Raw genomic sequence first — 13,920 nt, forward strand, 5'->3', positions numbered from 1 at the left:
GTCCCGGCGCAGGCCGGGACCCAAGTTCGCCGCGTTATCGAAACGCCCGCTCTCTGACCGACCCCGCCTTCAGTCCTCGTAAGGATCCGGAAACCCCAAGGCCTCCATGATGTCGCGCTCCAGCTGCTCCATCTCCTCGGCCTCTTCGTCGTGCTCGTGGTCGAAGCCCTGGGCATGCAGCACCCCGTGCACCACCAGGTGCGCGGTGTGCTCCTCGACCGTTTTCTTCTGGTCGTCCGCCTCGCGCTGCAGCACGTCGGTGCACAGCACGATGTCGGCCTGCACCGCCTCCTCGTCGCCCAGCTCCTCGCCCTCGTTGTAGGCGAAGGTCAGCACGTTGGTGGCGTAGTCCTTGCCGCGGTATTCGCGGTTCAGGGCCTTGCCTTCCTCGGCGTCGACGAAGCGGATGGTCAGCTCGGCGGGGCCGAGCAGGGAAGCCTCGACCCAGCGCCGCAGATCGGCTTCGGTGATCAGGCTCTCCAGCCGGGTATCCGCGAACTGGACTTCGAGTTCAAGATGATGTTTTTTTTCTTGCATGTTTCACCGGTGCGGGTTTGGGAAGGGAAGCCAGGTCCTGGATCGACGAGTTCTTCTCGTACGCATCGATGATACGCGCAACCAGCGGATGGCGCACCACGTCCGCGCTGGAAAACTGGGTGAAGGCGATCCCGCGCACGCCCTTGAGCACGTGCATGGCGTCGACCAGGCCCGAACGCATGGTCTTGTGCAGGTCGACCTGGGTGACGTCGCCCGTCACCACCGCCTTGCTGCCGAAGCCGATGCGGGTCAGGAACATCTTCATCTGCTCGACCGTCGTGTTCTGGGCTTCGTCCAGGATCACGAAGGCGTGGTTCAGGGTGCGCCCGCGCATGTAGGCCAGCGGGGCGATCTCGATCACCTGCTTCTCGAACAGCTTCTGGGTACGGTCGAAGCCGAGCAGGTCGTACAGCGCGTCGTAAAGAGGGCGCAGGTAGGGATCGACCTTCTGGGTCAGGTCGCCCGGCAGGAAGCCGAGGCGCTCGCCCGCTTCCACCGCGGGACGGGTCAGGATGATGCGCTTGACCGCGTCGCGTTCCAGGGCGTCGACCGCGCAGGCCACCGCCAGGTAGGTCTTGCCGGTGCCGGCCGGACCGATGCCGAAGCTGATGTCGTGCTCCAGCACCGCGCGCAGGTATTCGATCTGGTGCGGGGTGCGCCCGCGCAGGTCGCTGCGGCGGGTCTTGAGCACCGGGCTGGTGGTCTCGGGCGACTCGGCGGCTTCGTCGTCCTCGTCCTGGGCTTCTTCCTCCTTGGCGGCCGGGCCCGCCCCCCCTACGCCTTCGATCTTGGGCTTCAGGCCGGCGCGCTGCTCGACCAGGGCGAGTTGCACTTCCTCGATCGGCACGACCTTGTTGGCGACGGCGTAGAAACGCTCGAGCAGCTCGACCGCGCGCTCGGCGTTGGCGCCGCTGACGATGAACTTCTCGCCGCGGCGGAAGATGGTCACGTCGAGCGCGGCCGAGATCTGGCGCAGGTTTTCGTCAAGCGGGCCGCAGAGGTGGGCGAGCCGCGTGTTGTCGAGCGGCTCGGGAATGAAATAGGAAGGCTGGGTAGGCTGGGTTTTCAACTGGCTTTGGCAATCGTTTGGAGGTTAGCGACGAGTTCGCCGCGCAGGAAGTAGTCGTGGCTCGCCACGATGCGCACGTCGACCAGCTGGCCGACCAGACTCTCGCCCGCCTCGTCCGGCAGGAAATTGACCACACGGTTGCTCTCGGTGCGGCCGGAAAGCTGGGCCGGGTCCTTCTTGGACCGGCCTTCGACCAGGATGCGTTGCACGCTGCCGACCATGGCGGCGCTGTACTTGCGGGTGTTGGTGTCGATCAGGGCCTGCAGGCGCTGCAGGCGCGCCAGCTTGACCTCGTGCGGGGTATCGTCCTCGAGGTTGGCGGCCGGGGTGCCCGGACGCTTGCTGAAGATGAAGCTGAAGCTGTTGTCGAAGCCGACGTCTTCCACCAGCTTCATCATGGCCTCGAAATCGGCGTCGGTCTCGCCCGGGAAGCCGACGATGAAGTCGGAGGAAATCGCGATGTCCGGACGCACCGCGCGGATGCGGCGGATGATGGACTTGTACTCGAGCGCGGTATAGCCGCGCTTCATGGCGCCCAGGATGCGGTCGGAACCGTGCTGGACCGGCAGGTAGAGGTGGTTCACCAGTTGCGGGATCTTCGCATAGGCGTCGATCAGGCGCTGGGTGAATTCCTTCGGGTGGCTGGTGACGAAGCGCAGGCGCTCGATGCCGGGAATCTCGGCGATGTATTCGAGCAGCAGGGCGAAGTCGGCCACCTCGCCGTTGTCCATGGCGCCGCGGAAGGCGTTCACGTTCTGGCCCAGCAGCATGATTTCCTTCACGCCCTGGGCGGCCAGGCCGGCGACCTCGGTCAGCACGTCCTCGAAGCGGCGCGAAACTTCCTCGCCGCGGGTATACGGCACCACGCAATAGCTGCAGTACTTGGAGCAGCCTTCCATGATCGAGACATAGGCCACCGGGCCGTCGACCTTGGCCGGCGGCAGGTGGTCGAACTTCTCGATCTCGGGGAAGGAAATGTCGACCTGGGCGGTGCCGAGCTGGCGTCGGTTCTGGATCAGCTGGGGCAGGCGGTGCAGGGTCTGGGGACCGAACACCACGTCCACGAAGGGCGCGCGCTTGACGATGGCTTCGCCTTCCTGCGAGGCCACGCAGCCGCCGACGCCGATCACCAGCTCGGGCTTGTCGCGCTTGAGTTCGCGCAAGCGGCCCAGGTCGGAGAACACTTTTTCTTGCGCCTTTTCACGGACCGAGCAGGTGTTGAGCAGGATGACGTCGGCCTCTTCGGGTTTGTCGGTGCGCACCAGTCCCTCGGACGAGCCGAGCACATCCGCCATCTTGTCCGAGTCGTACTCGTTCATCTGGCACCCGAAGGTCTTGATAAATACTTTTTTCTGCATGGAATGCTGTCGTGGAAGGGGAGCTGCCGCTTTGACAAGGGCTGACCCAGTTTACCGTAAATCGCTCGGAGACCCGGGAAAGGGCGCGTGCGCAGCATATTTACATGCTGTGCGGCACGAAATATTTCTTAACCTAAAGTCGTTGCCAAGCTGCTCAGATTGTTAAATGGAGGCCAAAGCGCGATGTGCACCGGTAAGCCTTGAGTAAAATTTGTTACTGGATGTTTCAGTTTGTAAATCAATGACTTCGCGCGAGTTCCTATTTACAAAATATGTGAAGGAAATCTCTTGCGTGCGCCACACTTCGTCCCCATGTGCTGAAATGCCAACGTGACAAGCTTTCCACACGATAGCTTGATTTCCGACAATGAGTCACATGCGCCGCTTCGTCATCAACGCGGTGTATAGGACGATAATTTGTTTGAAAGACAAGTACGCATGTGGAAAGAGAAAGCGGGAGCACATGCAGTCCGGATAAGTTTCTTAAGGGATTTTTCAGACTTGCGCTGCAAGATCCCCGGAACGGTTCCGGGAACTTATGTTGAGAAAACGTAGTCTTTAACAAAAGTTCGCAAGGGAACTATTTTAACCAAACTCGTGAGGTAAACATCATGGCACAACAGCATCATGCTCTGTCTTCGCAGGAAAGTTACAACCCGAATCACTTGTTGGACATCCTGCTCGGTAAGATGCAGCTGAAAAATGACGCCGCCCTGTCGCGCATGCTCGAAGTTGCGCCGCCGGTGATCAGCAAGATCCGCCATCACCGTCTGCCGGTGGGCGCCTCGCTGCTCATCCGCATGCACGAAGTGACCGGCATGAGCATCCGCGACCTGCGCGACCTGATGGGCGACCGTCGTACCAAGTACCGCCTGTCCGATGCCCAGGGCCGCCCGAAGCCCGAAGAGAAGGCCGCCCAGGCCGCCGCTGCCGCCGCACAGCAGCAACAGGCGCAAGCTCAGCAAGGTCAGCAAGGTCAGCAGCAATCGCAGACCAACGATGCGCCGGCCTCCGGCTCTTCGACTGGTAATTATGCGCACTGATGCCGTGGGCATGGCGGATGCGTCCGTCATGCCTTCGGCCACAGCGGGCTGAGGCGCCGCCTCGCGGCGGCGCCTGCCCGAGTTCCTTCTTCCTATCCGCCCTGCGGCATCAGTCCATCAGGATCGCCGCCATTTCCTCGAACTGCAGTTCCGTCTCGCGGAACACATGCAGCCAGGCTTCTTCGGCCAACCCAAGCGCATTCCAGGCCACGCTGGACACGGCCGGCGCCAGCTCGTCCTCCTCGCCCGCCAGGTCCAGGGCATGGGCCACCGCATTGGCCACGTGCACGATGGTCGCCAGGGAGCCGGCGCCCGGCTGCTCCGGCTCATGGTGCCAGGCGATGGCGTGGCGCATGGTGTCCGAGAAATTCCAGTGCTCCGCCAGGGCCACCCCGGCCGCCACGTGGTCGAGGCCGATCGTCGCCCGCTCGGCCGCCAGCAGCGCGTCGTCGTCCTGGGCGCGCCGCGCCAGCACCGCGCCGTAGTGCTCGGGAAAACGGCTGACCAGCACCAGGCGCCCGATGTCGTGCAGCAGGCCGGCGGTGAAGGCGTAGTCGCCGTTGAAGCGCACCCGCCGCGCCAGCACCCGGGCGCAGGCGGCGGTGGCGATGGAATGGCGCCAGAAGGCCTTGTCGCTGAAGCCAGGACAGCGTCCGCTCGGAAAGCAGCCGGTCATGGCGGCCGCCGTGATCAGGTTGCGCGTGGTCTCGAAGCCGAGGAAGGTCATGGCCTGCTGGATGGTGGTCACCTTGACCTGCAGGCCGAAGGCCGAGGAATTGGCCAGGCGCAGGGTCTTGGCGGTCAGCGCCGCGTCCAGAGACACCTTCCTGGCCAGCACCGCGATGTCGAGGTCTTCCTGCTCGATGCTGCCCAGCAGTTCCATCACCACGGCCGGCAGCGAGGGCAGGTCTTCGAGGCCGTCGGCCAGGTCCTGCGGCAGCAGGGGGCTCATCGCGCCACCTCGCGCCCCAGGCGGTAGTCCTCGATGTAGCGGCGCAGCAGTCCGGTGGCCCAGTCCGCGTGATCCTCGCGCTCGTGCTTGCGGAACAGGTGGTCGAGCCGGGCTTGCACCACAGCCGGATCGGGCGCCGGCGCCGTCTCGGCGCGGGCCACCGGCACCGGTTCCACCCCATGGCGGGCCAGCGAAGCGATGATGGCCTCGGTCAGCACCACGCCGCCGGCCAACAGCACCAGGCCATTGTTGTCGAGCAGTTCGTGGCCGAGCACCATGCCGGGCCTGGCATCCTTCAGCGCGATCAGATCATAAGCATCGCCCATTGTTTCCTCCTGTCAACGCCTTGGCGATCTTAACACCTGTGGACATCAGGCAGTCGATCCACGGCAAGAACTGTCGTGTTCGCGCCGCAAGCCGATTAGTGGAAGATAAATGTTGTACGCTAGGCATTGGCCTCGACGGCCGCAACAAGACAAGGAGATCCATGAAACTGTATTTCAGCCCCGGCGCCTGTTCGCTCGCGCCCCATATCGCCCTGCTGCACACCGGCCTGCCGTTCACGAGCCAGCGCGTCAGCCTGCGCACCAAGCTCACCAGCGACGGGGTGGATTACCGCAGCGTCAATCCCAAGGGCCAGTTGCCGGCGCTCGAACTGGATGACGGCAAGCTGCTGACCGAGAACACCGCGGTGCTGCAATACATCGCCGACCAGGCGCCGGAGAGCGGGCTGGCCCCGGCCTGGGGCAGCTATGCGCGCTACCAGCTGATGGAGTGGCTGAGCTACCTGTCGACCGAGGTGCACAAGCGCTTTTCGCCGATCTTCGCGCCGGGCTGCGCCGACGAGGACAAGGCGGCCCACTGGGCCGAGCTGGCCGCGCCGCTGACTTTTCTAGCGGGCAAGGTCGACGGCGAGCGCAGCCTGATGGGAGGGCGCTTCAGCGTCGCCGACGCCTATCTGTTCGCGATCCTGAACTGGATCGGCTTCGCCGGCTTCTCGATGGGCGACTGGCCCACGCTGCAGGCCTACCACGCCCGTATCGGCGCGATGCCGGTGGTGCGCGAGGCGATGGCGCGCGAAGGCCTGGCCTAGGCGTCTGCGCTGCGGCGGGAGGCCCGGCCTGGCAGTCAGCGCGGCGGCCGGAAGTCCGGCCGTGCGGACTCACTGCCGATAGAAGTTAGCCCATCAACGTCATCCCCGCGCAGGCGGAGATCCAAGTTAATTGCGCTGCCGCAGCGCATGCAGAATTTGGGTTCCTGGCGTGCGCACCCGTCCGCGCGAGCTGAGTACCATGCGCCCATGATGACCCAGCGCTATCTTGCTTTGCTTCGCGGCATCAATGTCGGCCGCGCCAAGCGCATCGCGATGGCCGACCTGCGCCGGCTGTTCGAGGAACTCGGTTTCAGCGGAGTGAAAACCGTCCTCAACAGCGGCAACGTGGTGTTCGGCATGGCCGGTGCGGACCCGGACGCGGCCGCTCGTACCATCGAGGAGGCCCTGGTGCTCCGCCTGGGCGTGGGCGCGCGCGTGTTCGTGCTCGACCGCGCGGCGCTGGACCAGGTGGTGGCCGACAATCCGCTGCTGCCGCTGGCGAGCGATCCCGCGCGCCTGTTCGCCTTCGTGCTGGCGGGAGAGGCGCAGCGCCAGGCGGCGGCCGCGCTGTGTGAGCGCGCATGGGGAGAGGAGGCGCTGGCCCTGGGGCGGCGCGCGGCCTATGTCTGGTGTCCGGAGGGGGTGCTGGACAGCGCCGCGGCGGCGGCGCTGGGCAAGCATCTGGGAGACGGGACCACGTCCCGGAATTGGAATACGCTGCTGCGACTGCACGTCCTGTGCAGCGAGGGCGCCCACCCGTCCTAGGTGAGGCGCCCCTGCGCCGGCACGCCGAGGGCGTCCCGGCGCCTATCCTTCACTTGAATTTCTCGCTGCTGTCCCGACTTGCCCGGTAACCGATCAGGATCAGGCCCACCAGCATCATGGCGAAGACTTCCGGCTCTGGAAGTTCGGACATGTGGGAGGGCGGGGTCACGATGTCGTTGCGGCTGGTGACCGACAAATTGCGCACCGGCTGGCTGGATCGCAGGGCATGGGCCGATTGGCCCGTGCTACTTGAACCCAGGTCTATGGCAGCCGCTTGCGCCGTGCCGGCCAGGCCCAGTGCGAGTGCTGTCGCTATGGCATATCTTTTCATAAGCATTCCCTTTTTTTCTCACGGTCTTGCAGCGGACCGTATGCCCGAGCGGCGGCACACGGCTCCTGGAATCCGGAATCAGAATAGCAAAATTGTGATAATTGCTGCGTTCAATTGAATTGATGAGTTGCAGAAAGAAGTCATCCATTTCGTGCAATAAGCGCGCATGTTGCCGCCATTTAAGCGTCTGCTTCCTGCAACAAAAATTTCCCTTAGGATTGATGAATAAATATTAATAACTAGCTCATCAATTCATATCGTTTATACAAGGTGGGGCGGTTTTTTTGGCACTCGGATAATGATCGGTATCAGTTATATAAGCTTTTTTCTTATCTGAATCATCATAATCGGGGCGATCAAGATTTTTTTCTCGACGCGGTATACACCTCGGTTTTTTTTGGGGGTATAGTCTCCATATCCCTATTGCCTTCGGGCATCAAAACAATACCAAACAAGCATGTTTGGACCTGGCGCCGCCCCCGAACATGGCGCGCCTCTCGCGGCCAACCAGGCCGCAGCCGCCTCCGCCCCGCGCGGCGCCGGCCCTTGTCACAGCACCGCCGCACGACACACCTATTTGTAGAGTACCGAGATGCCCAACTTTGCCCGACTCCAGATTGCCTTCAAGAACGTCTACGTCCGACTCGCCATCGCCGTCCTGCTCGGCCTGGCGGTGGCGCTGGCGATCTACAAGGCGGACGTGCCGCAGGACGGCAGCCCGGTGATCCACTCGCAGAACATCGCCGAGATCACCCAGCTGGCCAGCCAGAAGGAACGCTTGGAATACCTCCTGATCGCCAAGCCGCTGTCGGAGTCGCCGCGTTACGTCTACAAGTTCAAGGACGCGCCCGCCCTGCACGTGGTCAAGGTGCCCAGCACCTCCCACCTGTCGCTGGAGCGCGAGGTGCTGCTCAAGAACGCGATTCCGTACTCGATCGCCAAGGACGACTACCTGGCCAGCCACAAGGCCGTGATGGACGAGGGCGAGACCGCGCTCGACAAGACCGGCTCGTTCCTGAAGCGCCACGCGCTGGACATCGCGGTGATCGTGCTGATCCTCTACCTGATCAAGTTCGGCGTGCCCGGCATGGGCATGAGCGCCTCCGTCATCACCCCGGACAAGCTCAAGGGCAGCATGGACGACCTGATCGGCATGGAAGACATCAAGCAGGAAGTCCTGCACCTGGAAGACATGATCCGCAACCGCGATGTCTACCAGTCGCACAATATCGACAAGCCCTTCAACGTCATGCTGACCGGCCCGGCGGGCACCGGCAAGACCAAGCTGGTCGGTTACCTGGCCAAGCGCCTGAACCTGCCGATGATCTCGGCCTCGGGCTCGGCGCTGGAATCGGGCTATGTGGGCGGCGGTTCCAAGGCCCTGAACGCCCTGTACCGCAAGGCCTGCGCCAAGGGCAAGTGCATCATCTTCCTGGATGAAGCCCAGAGCCTGTTCATGCCGCGCGGCCGCAGCGAAAAGAAATGGGAAGACGACACCGCCAACACCATGCTTGGCCTGCTGGACGGCGTCAAGAGCGACAAGGGCCAGGGCGTGATCTGGGTGGTCGCCTCCAACTTCGACGACTCCTCGACCGAGATGGACGAAGCGATGCTGCGCCGCTTCTCGGTGAAGATCAACTTCCGCCTGCCGAACAAGGTCGAGCGCAGGGAACTGCTGCGCAGCTTCCTGGCGCGCAAGAAGGAGGGCTTGGTGGCTTGGGATGACCTCGACCTCGACCAGGTCGCCGAGATCACCCAGAACCTCAGCCCGGCGCTGCTGGAGACTGTGGTCGAGCGCGCCAGCATGATCTCGATCCAGGAAAAGACGATCATCAACACCGACCTGCTGTTCCGCGCCTACGAGCGCGCGACCATCGGCCTGACCGACCGCGCCACCACCGCCGAGAAGCACCTGCAGCGCGAGCGCATCGCCCTGCACGAGCTGGGGCACTTCTTCATGCAGATCGACCCGTATCTGCGCCAGGGCATGAGCCTGGCCGAAGTGAAGGAGAAGTCGCACCTGCTCAAGATCAGCACCGAGGCGGTGTCGAAGATCGGCGCCCTGGGCTATGTGCTGCAGTCGGGCGAGGACATGTCGCTGCGCACCCTGGAAGAGCTGGAGCGCGACGTGATTGGCCTGTACGGCGGCGTGGCGGCCGAGGAACTGTTCTATGGCGCGCGCGGCATTTCGGTGGGCAGCCAGAACGACATCGAGAAGATCACCAAGATGCTGAACCTGATGGTCAACCGCCTGTCGATGTATTCGCGCTCGAAGATCGACTATACCCAGCTGTCGAAGGAGACCAGCGGCGAGCACACGGTGCGCCTGGTGGAAGAAAAGGCCGACGAGCTCTACACCTACACCCTGGACGCGATCCGCGACTACAAGCTGGTGATGGAGTCGCTCAAGGACACCCTGCTGGACCAGTACGTGCTGTCGAAGGACGCCGTATTCGCCCTGCTGGAAGAGCGCGCCGAGCTGTTCATGCCCCACCTGCACGGCCAGCGCCACGCCAACCTCAAGCTCTGCGCCGAGGAAGTGGCCGCCTGATACGTTTTCCTTTGCGCGTCCCGCGACCCGTCCCGCAACCGCCGGACGGGTTTTTTTCCGCCTTCTTTCCAACTAGGGTCGGAGTCGAATTCTTTGACAACTTTGAGGAATTGCCCAAAAAATCGACTCCGACCCTATTTGTTTTTTCTCGGCCGAGCTCGCCGATGCACGGATCGGCGATAAGGCAAGTCCGACGCGTCTGAACCAGCGCAGATTCACGCGAATTTCTTTTTCCCGATCGATACAAAAAAATTGGGCTCGGAGTCGAATTGTTTGACAACTTTGGAGAATTGCCCAAAAAGTCGACTCCGACCCTAGTTTTGAATCTTGCCCGACAAGCCCACGCCAACCCTGGTGTCGATCCGGGCGCGAGAGCCCGGCAGCTCCTGCAATGTATGGAGTGCAAATGCATCCGGCAGGGCCGGCACGGGCCGAGCAGTGCTGCGCGAAACGCACCAATCATCGCCATGCGTGACGAAACCGCACCAATGCGGCGAACGCGCACCGGGCGCCCCGGCCGCGGCTCATCTGGCCAGGCGCACCCCGGCCAGCACCAGCGCCAGCGCCGGCAGCAAGCGCGCCCAGGCATCGGCGCCGACCGCGCCGGCCATGGCCAGCGCCAGGGTCGAGAGCAGCGGGGTCAGGTAGGACAGCGAACCGATGCCGGCCGGACTGCCCTCGCGCATGGCGCGGTCCCACAGCACGAAGGACAGGCCCAGCGGCCCGAGCCCGATCGCCGCCATGGCGGCCAGCTCGCCGCCGCCCGGCCGGTAGGGCTGCTCGAACAGGAAGTGGGCGCCCAGGGCCAGCAGGCCCGCGCCCAGGCAAAAGCCCCCCGTGGCCCAGGACGAATACGGCGCCATGTAGCCCGGCGCCAGCGAGTACACGGCCCAGCACAGCGCCGCCGCCAGGGCCAGGGCGTAGCCGCCCAGGTGGGCGCTGGACAGGCTGAAGGCCGAGGGCGCGATCACCAGGGCGCAGCCGGCGAAGGCGAGCGCGCAGCCGGCCAGCTGGCGCGGCAGCAGTCCCGCGCCGCGCGGCGCATAGGCGCCGAGCACCACGATCAGCAGCGGCCACAGGTAGTTCAGCAGGTTCGCCTCGGCGATCGGGGCCAGCTTGAAGGCCGCCACCAGGCAGGCGTGGTAGACGAACAGGCTGGCCACGCCGAAGCCGAACACCGGGGCGCTGACCCGCCACGCGCGCCAGCGGTGCGCCGAGGCCAGGCTGCCGCAGCACAGCGCGATCCCGGTCAACAGCAGGGGCGGGGCGTCCCCGGCGTAGCGCACCAGGGTGGCGAACAGGGCCCACAGCAGGATCGCGCCGAGCGCGCTGCTCCAGGCGGTGCGGCTCACAGGCCGGCCTCCGGCGCGGCGTCGGACAACAAGACGTCGAGGCAGTGCAGGTCGAGCGCGCGGATGCGCTGGGTCATGAAGTCGATGAAGACGCGGTTACGCATGGGCATATGGTGACGGCTCAGGTAGCAGAGGAAGTGCCCCCGGTCCTGGGGCGCGAACTCCGCCAGGCAGGGGACCAGGCGGCCGGTGCGCAGGTGTTCGCAGATCTGGTAGCCGGCCATCTGGGCCAGGCCCTGGCCGTCCAGCACCGCCTGCAGCACCAGGTCGGCGTCGTTGAAGGACAGCCAGCCCCGGGGAACATGCTTGCGCACCTGGCCGTCGACCTTGAATTCCCATTCGTACAGGCGGCCGGAGGCGAAGCGGAAGTTGATGCAGGCATGCGCGGCCAGCTCGTCCACGCTGCGCGGCAGGCCGTGGGCGCGCGCATAGGAGGGCGCGGCGCACACCAGCATCTGCATCGGCACCAGCTTCTTGGCCACGATCTGGCTGTCGTCCATGCGCCCGTTGCGGAAGGCGACGTCGATGCGCTCCGAGGTGAAGTCGGTGGGGCGGTCGTCCAGCAGCAGGTCGACCGTGACCTCGGGGTACTCGGCGTGGAATTCCTTGAGCAGGGGTGCGACGATCTTGCGGCCGAAGCCGACGGTGGAAGAGATGCGCACATTGCCGCGCGGGGCGCCGGTGCGCAGCTCGTGCATCCACTCGACCGACTGGAAGATGCGGTCCACGCCGGGCCGGCAGTTCTCGAAGAACAGCTCGCCCTCGGCGGTGAGGGTGGTGCTGCGCGTGGTGCGCAGGAACAGGCGGGTGCCGAGCTGGGTCTCGAGCTTCTGCACGCTGCGGCTGACGGCGGAGCGGCCGATGCCGAGGCGCTCGGCCGCCCTCGCGAAGCTGCCCTCGTGGACCACGGCGATGAAGGCGACCACGCCGGCGTAGGTGGTCGCGAAACTCGATGCGAGCGCGTCGTTCTGCTCGACGGTGATGCGGGGCGCCGGCGGTGAAAGCGGAGCCAGGCCGTTCGTCACAACTTCTCCATTCAATGATTGATGCATCAAAAATGGTAGTCGTGCGCGGACGGCGCTGGCAATGACAAAAATCTCGTATTTCCTGCCAGCCAGAAAAGCCGCCGGCGGGCGGGCGCCTCGCCCGCCGCAGCGAATGCCTAGTGCGTGGCCGGGTGGGCGGCGCGCGCGCGCAGGGTGTCGAACACGTGGCGGGTGATGCTGCCGGCCAGCTCCTCCTCGCCGACGAAGACCTTGCCGCCGGTGTCCTCGCGCAGCAGTTCGGCTTCCTGGTCGTTATGGCTGCGCACCACGCACTGCACGGCCGGGTTGAGCGCCTTCGCGATCTCGACCATCTTGCGCACGTGGAAGGTGTCGGGCGTGGCGATCACCAGCATGGCGGCGCGCGCGATGTGGGCCTGGATCAGCACCACCGGCTCGGCCGCGTTGCCGACCACCGCCGGGACGCCGCGCGCGCGCAGCTGCTCGACGATCTCGCGGTTCTGCTCGGCCACCACGTAATGCACGCCGCGCGCCGACAGCTCGTCGGCGATGCGCCGGCCGACCCGGCCGAAGCCCACCAGCACCACCTGGCCGCTCAGCTTCTCGTGCGCGGTCTCCATCGGCAGCTCGGCCAGCGGATCGGTCGAGCGCTCCAGGCGGCGCGCCAGCTCCGAGTTCGAGCGCAGCCATTTCTCCAGCGGGGCGGCGGCCTTGAACAGCAGCGGATTGACCGCGATCGAGATGATGGCGCCGGCCAGGATCAGGTTCTGGCCCAGGGCCGGCAGCAGCTCGAGCGACATGCCCAGCGCCGCCAGGATGAAGGAGAACTCGCCGATCTGGGCCAGGCTGGCCGAGACCGTGATCGCGGTGTTGAGCGGATAGCGCAGGGCCAGCACCAGGACAAAGGCGGCCAGCGATTTGCCGAACAGGACGATGCCGACCACGGCCAGCACCTGCAGCGGGTAGTCGACCAGCACCATCGGGTCGAACAGCATGCCGACCGAGACGAAGAACAGCACCGAGAACGCGTCGCGCAGGGGCAGCGATTCCTCGGCCGCGCGGTGGCTCAGCTCCGACTCGCGCAGCACCATGCCGGCGAAGAAGGCGCCCAGCGCGAAGGAGACGCCGAACAGGTGCGAGGAGCCGTAGGCGATGCCGACCGCCGCCGCGATCACCGCCAGGGTGAACAGCTCGCGCGAATTGGTCTTGGCCACGCGCCACAGGAACCAGGGGAAGATCTTGCGCCCGACGATCAGCATGAAGGCCACGAAGGCGCCGACCTGGAGCAGGGTCTTGCCGAGCGCCGGCCACAGCTCGGCGCCGGCGTCGCCCTTGCCGCCCAGCGGCCCGGCGAGCGCCGGCAGCATCACCAGCACCAGCACCATCACCAGGTCCTCGACCACCAGCCAGCCGACCGCGATGCGGCCGTTCATCGAATCGAGCACCCCGCGCGCCTCCAGCGCGCGCAGCAGCACCACGGTGCTGGCCACCGAGAGCGCCAGCCCGAACACCAGGCCCGCGCCCAGGCTCCAGCCCCAGAAATGGGACAGGCCGATGCCCATCGCGGTCGCGACCCCGATCTGCAGCAGGGCGCCGGGCAGGGCGATCCCTTTCACGTCGAGCAGGTCGCGCAGCGAGAAGTGCAGGCCCACGCCGAACATCAGCAGCATCACACCAATTTCGGCCAGCTGGGAAGCCAGGGCGACGTCGGCCACGAATCCGGGGGTGGCGGGGCCGATGAAGACGCCGGCGGCGAGATAGCCGACCAGGGCCGGGAGTCTGAGGCGCACCGCCAGCATGCCGAAGAGCAGGCCGAAACCGAGTGCGGCGGCAATGGTGGTGATCAGGCTGAGTTCATGATGCAT

General features: G+C 65.1%; 13 protein-coding genes. 4 read left to right on the plus strand and 9 right to left on the minus strand.

Annotated elements, in window-relative coordinates; genetic code table 11:
• Positions 1-69: 69 nt before the first annotated feature.
• The 3 genes from ybeY to miaB are packed head-to-tail and all read right to left on the minus strand — an operon-like array spanning position 70 to position 2,964.
• A complete protein-coding gene (gene ybeY / locus B0920_RS17035; RefSeq protein WP_078033852.1) occupies positions 70-537 on the minus strand; it encodes an rRNA maturation RNase YbeY in 468 nt (155 codons plus the stop codon).
• Entirely contained in the window at positions 512-1,606 is a 1,095-nt protein-coding gene (locus B0920_RS17040; RefSeq protein WP_078033853.1) for a PhoH family protein, read from the minus strand. The genes ybeY and B0920_RS17040 overlap by 26 nt, the downstream gene beginning before the upstream one ends.
• A complete protein-coding gene (gene miaB / locus B0920_RS17045) occupies positions 1,603-2,964 on the minus strand; it encodes a tRNA (N6-isopentenyl adenosine(37)-C2)-methylthiotransferase MiaB (RefSeq protein WP_078033854.1) in 1,362 nt (453 codons plus the stop codon). The genes B0920_RS17040 and miaB overlap by 4 nt, the downstream gene beginning before the upstream one ends.
• Before the next feature lie 611 nt (positions 2,965-3,575).
• On the opposite strand from miaB, the gene B0920_RS17050 reads away from it, so the two are divergent.
• Positions 3,576-4,007: a hypothetical protein gene (locus tag B0920_RS17050; RefSeq protein WP_078033855.1), complete on the plus strand. Its 432-nt coding sequence runs from the start codon at positions 3,576-3,578 to the stop codon at positions 4,005-4,007.
• A 109-nt stretch (positions 4,008-4,116) separates the two neighbouring features.
• Here B0920_RS17050 and B0920_RS17055 read toward each other — a convergent pair whose 3' ends face one another.
• Positions 4,117-4,959, minus strand: a complete 843-nt coding sequence (locus B0920_RS17055; protein ID WP_078033856.1) for an HDOD domain-containing protein — start codon at positions 4,957-4,959, stop codon at positions 4,117-4,119.
• Positions 4,956-5,285, minus strand: coding sequence for a hypothetical protein (locus B0920_RS17060; RefSeq protein ID WP_078033857.1), 330 nt, complete (start codon positions 5,283-5,285; stop codon positions 4,956-4,958). The genes B0920_RS17055 and B0920_RS17060 overlap by 4 nt, the downstream gene beginning before the upstream one ends.
• A 161-nt stretch (positions 5,286-5,446) precedes the next feature.
• On the opposite strand from B0920_RS17060, the gene gstA reads away from it, so the two are divergent.
• Both gstA and B0920_RS17070 read left to right on the plus strand, forming a co-directional pair.
• Positions 5,447-6,052: a glutathione transferase GstA gene (gene gstA, locus B0920_RS17065; RefSeq protein ID WP_078033858.1), complete on the plus strand. Its 606-nt coding sequence runs from the start codon at positions 5,447-5,449 to the stop codon at positions 6,050-6,052.
• Between the two features lie 147 nt (positions 6,053-6,199).
• On the plus strand, positions 6,200-6,817 hold the full coding sequence (locus B0920_RS17070; RefSeq protein ID WP_229455688.1) for a DUF1697 domain-containing protein: 618 nt from the start codon (positions 6,200-6,202) through the stop codon (positions 6,815-6,817).
• 49 nt (positions 6,818-6,866) lie between these two features.
• Here B0920_RS17070 and B0920_RS17075 read toward each other — a convergent pair whose 3' ends face one another.
• Positions 6,867-7,148 carry a hypothetical protein gene (locus B0920_RS17075; RefSeq protein ID WP_078034453.1) on the minus strand — a complete coding sequence of 94 codons (282 nt, stop codon included), beginning with the start codon at positions 7,146-7,148 and terminating at the stop codon, positions 6,867-6,869.
• 592 nt (positions 7,149-7,740) lie between these two features.
• On the opposite strand from B0920_RS17075, the gene B0920_RS17080 reads away from it, so the two are divergent.
• A complete protein-coding gene (locus B0920_RS17080) occupies positions 7,741-9,699 on the plus strand; it encodes an AAA family ATPase (RefSeq protein WP_078033860.1) in 1,959 nt (652 codons plus the stop codon).
• Between the two features lie 524 nt (positions 9,700-10,223).
• Here B0920_RS17080 and B0920_RS17085 read toward each other — a convergent pair.
• The 3 genes from B0920_RS17085 to ybaL all read right to left on the minus strand — a co-directional run bounded on the left by B0920_RS17085 (position 10,224) and on the right by ybaL (position 13,920).
• Positions 10,224-11,051, minus strand: coding sequence for a DMT family transporter (locus B0920_RS17085; RefSeq protein ID WP_078033861.1), 828 nt, complete (start codon positions 11,049-11,051; stop codon positions 10,224-10,226).
• The gene (locus B0920_RS17090; RefSeq protein ID WP_078033862.1) at positions 11,048-12,103 is read right to left on the minus strand and encodes a LysR family transcriptional regulator; all 1,056 of its coding nucleotides are present in this window, start codon (positions 12,101-12,103) and stop codon (positions 11,048-11,050) included. The genes B0920_RS17085 and B0920_RS17090 overlap by 4 nt, the downstream gene beginning before the upstream one ends.
• Positions 12,104-12,213: 110 nt before the next feature.
• Complete coding sequence (gene ybaL / locus B0920_RS17095) at positions 12,214-13,920, minus strand: YbaL family putative K(+) efflux transporter (RefSeq protein WP_078033863.1); 1,707 nt, start codon at positions 13,918-13,920, stop codon at positions 12,214-12,216.

It is taken from the genome of Massilia sp. KIM (assembly GCF_002007115.1).
In the GTDB taxonomy this organism is placed as follows: Bacteria; Pseudomonadota; Gammaproteobacteria; order Burkholderiales; family Burkholderiaceae_D; genus Telluria.

Coding starts and splice junctions, on each gene's coding strand:
- ybeY (WP_078033852.1), bottom strand. CDS start 537: ATGCAAGAAAAAAAACATCATCTTGAACTCGAAGTCCAGTTCGCGGAT.
- miaB (WP_078033854.1), bottom strand. CDS start 2,964: ATGCAGAAAAAAGTATTTATCAAGACCTTCGGGTGCCAGATGAACGAG.
- B0920_RS17050 (WP_078033855.1), top strand. CDS start 3,576: ATGGCACAACAGCATCATGCTCTGTCTTCGCAGGAAAGTTACAACCCG.
- B0920_RS17055 (WP_078033856.1), bottom strand. CDS start 4,959: ATGAGCCCCCTGCTGCCGCAGGACCTGGCCGACGGCCTCGAAGACCTG.
- B0920_RS17060 (WP_078033857.1), bottom strand. CDS start 5,285: ATGGGCGATGCTTATGATCTGATCGCGCTGAAGGATGCCAGGCCCGGC.
- gstA (WP_078033858.1), top strand. CDS start 5,447: ATGAAACTGTATTTCAGCCCCGGCGCCTGTTCGCTCGCGCCCCATATC.
- B0920_RS17070 (WP_229455688.1), top strand. CDS start 6,200: ATGCAGAATTTGGGTTCCTGGCGTGCGCACCCGTCCGCGCGAGCTGAG.
- B0920_RS17075 (WP_078034453.1), bottom strand. CDS start 7,148: ATGAAAAGATATGCCATAGCGACAGCACTCGCACTGGGCCTGGCCGGC.
- B0920_RS17080 (WP_078033860.1), top strand. CDS start 7,741: ATGCCCAACTTTGCCCGACTCCAGATTGCCTTCAAGAACGTCTACGTC.
- B0920_RS17090 (WP_078033862.1), bottom strand. CDS start 12,103: ATGCATCAATCATTGAATGGAGAAGTTGTGACGAACGGCCTGGCTCCG.
- ybaL (WP_078033863.1), bottom strand. CDS start 13,920: ATGCATCATGAACTCAGCCTGATCACCACCATTGCCGCCGCACTCGGT.